Origin of the sequence: Brevundimonas sp. (assembly GCF_036732845.1) — a bacterium.
In the GTDB taxonomy this organism is placed as follows: Bacteria; Pseudomonadota; Alphaproteobacteria; order Caulobacterales; family Caulobacteraceae; genus Brevundimonas.
Genome location: NZ_DAINBO010000083.1, coordinates 1 through 3,278 on the forward strand (window position 1 = coordinate 1; position 3,278 = coordinate 3,278).

Here is a 3,278-nt window from a genome sequence, read left to right on the forward strand (position 1 = left end):
TGGGCGCCGTGGCCGTGACGCTGAATTTCGTGACCTTCTAGGCGCGGCCCAACAGTTCATCGACCCCGCGATTGGCCAGGGCGTCGGCGCGTTCGTTCAACGCGTGCCCGGCGTGGCCCTTGACCCAGCGCCAATGAACCTCGTGTCGGTTGCGGGCGGCGTCCAGGCGCCTCCACAGGTCCTCGTTCTTGACCGGTTTCTTGTCGGCCGTCTTCCAGCCGCGCGCCTTCCAGCCGTGAATCCATTCGGTCACGCCCTGCATGACGTATTTGCTGTCGGTATGCAGCTCGACCCGGCAGGGGCGCTTCAGGATCTCCAGCGCCATGATGGCGGCCATCAGCTCCATGCGGTTGTTGGTGGTGTTCGCCTCGCCGCCCCACAACTCCTTCTCGTGACCCTGTCCGGCCTGGAGCACGGCGCCCCAGCCGCCGGGACCCGGATTGCCCTTGCAGGCGCCGTCGGTGTGGATGATGACGTGACTCATGGGCGCGTCCCTACAAGCTTGCTTGGCGCGCCGCCACAACCCGGCCTATATGCAGGCCGAAGATTGATTTGGGCGTCGCGCCCGACCGAGGAGAGTCCGTCGTGGGCAGCTTGAGCATCTGGCACTGGTTGATCGTCATCGTCCTGGCGATGCTGCTGTTCGGCGGACGGGGCAAGCTGTCCGGCCTGATGGGCGACGCGGCCAAGGGCATCAAGGCTTTCCGCGAAGGCCTGAAGGGCGAGGACGAGGACAAGGGGACGTCGGACGGCGCCGCCAGCCTGCCGCGCGCCGACGCTGAAAAAGACGACCTGAAGCGCTGATCGTCGTCTGACGGGAAAGAGCCTGACGCATGGGCGGCCTAGGCCCCGGTATCGGCGGCTTTGAAATTCTGGTCATCGGGCTGATCGCCCTGATCGTGGTGGGGCCGAAAGACCTTCCCGTGCTGATGAAGCGCGTCGGTCAATTCATGGCCAAGATGCGCGGCATGGCCAATGAATTCCGCGCCAGCTTCGACGAGATGGCGCGCCAGTCGGAACTGGACGAATTGCGCAAGGAGGTCGCGGCGCTGAAGTCGGGGCAGGGGATGTACGCCCTGGGCGCCGAGGCGGACGAGGCCTTCAAGGACATCAACAAGGATCTGAGCCAGCCGCTGGTCACGGGCCGGTCGGAATGGCCGGACGCCGAGCCGGTGATGGCCGCCCTGCCGACGCCCGCCGCAGATGTGCCGGTCGCGCCGACCGCGACGCCGGAACGGCCCGCCAAGGCCAAACGGAAGCCTGCGGCCAAGACCGCGGCGAACAAGGCCAAGGCCGCGCCGAAACCGAAGACCCCGGCCAAGGCGGCGTCCGCCAAGCCCACGACCCGCAAGCCGCGCGCCGCCAGGCCCAAGGCCGGCGCATGACCCTGAACGACCGGGACGAGGCCGAGATCGAGGCGTCGCGCGCGCCGCTGATGGATCATCTGATCGAGCTGCGCGGACGGCTGATCATCTGCGTGGCGGCCTTCATCGTCGCCTTCATCGCCTGTTTCGCCTTCGCCGAGCCGATCTATGTCTTCCTGGTGCGCCCGTTCGCGGCGGCGGCGGCCTTTCACGCGGCGGCGGGCGGCGGCGCGCACGCGGCGGTGTCGCCGCTGGACCTGATCCTGGGCACGGCGGGGCTGAAGCCCTTGCCGCACACCTCGGGCGAGACGGTCAATCTGATCTATACGGCGCCGCTGGAGTTCCTGTTCACCAAGATGAAGCTGGCGGGGCTGGGCGCGGTGATCCTGGCCTTCCCGGTTCTGGCCTTCCAGCTCTACCGTTTCGTGGCGCCGGGCCTGTATCGCAATGAGCGGGGGGCCTTCCTGCCCTTCCTGGTGGCGGCGCCGATCCTGTTCGTTCTCGGCGCGGCCCTGGTTTATTTCGTCATGCTGCCCTTCGTCATGTGGTTCTCGCTGAGCCAGGGGTTCAGCCAGGCGGGAGTGACGGCGGCCCTGCTGCCCAAGGTGTCGGACTATATGAACCTGGTCACGGCCCTGATCCTGGCCTTCGGCTTCTGTTTCCAGTTGCCGGTGGTGATGACGCTGCTGGGCATGGCCGGGCTGATCTCGTCCAAGGCCATGGTCTCGGGTCGGCGCTACGCCATCGTGGCGGTGGCGGTGGTGGCGGCGGTGGTGACCCCGCCCGACCCGATCAGCCAGATCATGCTGATCGTGCCGCTGGTGCTGCTGTACGAGGTCTCGATCTGGTGCGTGCGCATCATCGAGATGCGGCGGGGCAAGCGTGAGGCCGCTGAAGGCCTGGCCTGAGCGCTTTTCAGCGCGACCTCACATTCCGCTCATGTGTCTCGGGCCGGGATCGGCGAGGATGACGTCCTTGATCGACGCTGCGGAGACAGGCGCGCCATGACGAATACGACGACCTTGCCGGGACATTGGAAAGTCCTGCGTGTCCTGGGGTGGGGCGCGGCGGCCTTCATCATGCTGGCGCCGCTGATCGCCATGCGGTTCACCGACGAGGTGCGGTGGACGGGGTTCGACTTCGGCGTGATGGCGACGATGCTTCTGGCCACGGGCGCCGCCTGCGAGATCGCGGTGCGGACCCAGAAGACCGATGTCGGGCGCTTCGTGACCTGCGGGATCATCGGCCTGGTCTTCGCGCTGACCTGGGCGGAGTTGGCGGTCGGGATCTTTCACTGACAGAAGGGCTGAACTCACGTTGTCCCGTCGGAGGCTGACCGCCCACCGCCTTCCCGGCGAACGCCGGGGTCCAGATCCAGGCTCGATCGCCCGCGCCAGGCGGGAACGCAGCCATGAAAAAGGGCCGGAGGCGCTGCGCCCCCGGCCCTTTCCGATCCGACCCCTGGGTGGGATCAGCAGCTATAGTACATGTCGAACTCGACCGGGTGGGGGTGCAGTTGCAGCCGCGCCACCTCTTCCATCTTCAGCTCGATGTAGCTGTCGATGAAGTCGTCATCCATGACGCCGCCCTTCTTGAGGAAGGCGCGGTCCTTGTCGAGGTTCTCCAGCGCCTCGCGCAGCGAGCCGCAGACCTCGGGGATCGAGCCGCGCTCTTCGGGCGGCAGGTCGTACAGGTTCTTGTCGGCGGCGGCGCCCGGGTCGATGCGGTTCTCGATGCCGTCCAGGCCCGCCATCAGCAGGGCCACGAAGGTCAGATAGGGGTTGCCCATCGGATCGGGGAAGCGCGCCTCGATGCGCTTGGCCTTCGGCGACGAGACCCACGGAATACGGATCGAGGCCGAGCGGTTGCGCGACGAATAGGCCAGCTTCACCGGCGCCTCATAGCCCGGCACCA

At 67.1% G+C, this 3,278-nt stretch carries 5 protein-coding genes and 1 pseudogene; 4 read left to right on the forward strand and 2 right to left on the reverse strand.

Annotated elements, in window-relative coordinates:
* Window positions 1-37: 37 nt before the first annotated feature.
* Entirely contained in the window at window positions 38-484 is a 447-nt protein-coding gene (gene rnhA / locus V7D63_RS13320) for a ribonuclease HI (protein WP_333592761.1), read from the reverse strand.
* Window positions 485-585: 101 nt separating this feature from the next.
* Between rnhA and V7D63_RS13325 the strand changes: the two genes are divergently transcribed.
* From V7D63_RS13325 to V7D63_RS13340, 4 genes are all read left to right on the forward strand, one after another.
* Window positions 586-804 carry a twin-arginine translocase TatA/TatE family subunit gene (locus V7D63_RS13325; protein ID WP_333592762.1) on the forward strand — a complete coding sequence of 73 codons (219 nt, stop codon included), beginning with the start codon at window positions 586-588 and terminating at the stop codon, window positions 802-804.
* A 29-nt stretch (window positions 805-833) separates the two neighbouring features.
* On the forward strand, window positions 834-1,385 hold the full coding sequence (tatB, locus tag V7D63_RS13330) for a Sec-independent protein translocase protein TatB (RefSeq protein ID WP_333592763.1): 552 nt from the start codon (window positions 834-836) through the stop codon (window positions 1,383-1,385).
* Window positions 1,382-2,272: a twin-arginine translocase subunit TatC gene (gene tatC / locus V7D63_RS13335; protein ID WP_333592764.1), complete on the forward strand. Its 891-nt coding sequence runs from the start codon at window positions 1,382-1,384 to the stop codon at window positions 2,270-2,272. Before tatB ends, tatC begins: the two co-directional genes overlap by 4 nt.
* A 96-nt stretch (window positions 2,273-2,368) precedes the next feature.
* Entirely contained in the window at window positions 2,369-2,662 is a 294-nt protein-coding gene (locus V7D63_RS13340) for a hypothetical protein (protein WP_333592765.1), read from the forward strand.
* A 173-nt stretch (window positions 2,663-2,835) separates the two neighbouring features.
* On the opposite strand, the pseudogene glnA reads toward V7D63_RS13340, so the two are convergent.
* A pseudogene (gene glnA, locus V7D63_RS13345) lies at window positions 2,836-3,278 on the reverse strand (glutamine synthetase); the annotation flags it as partial.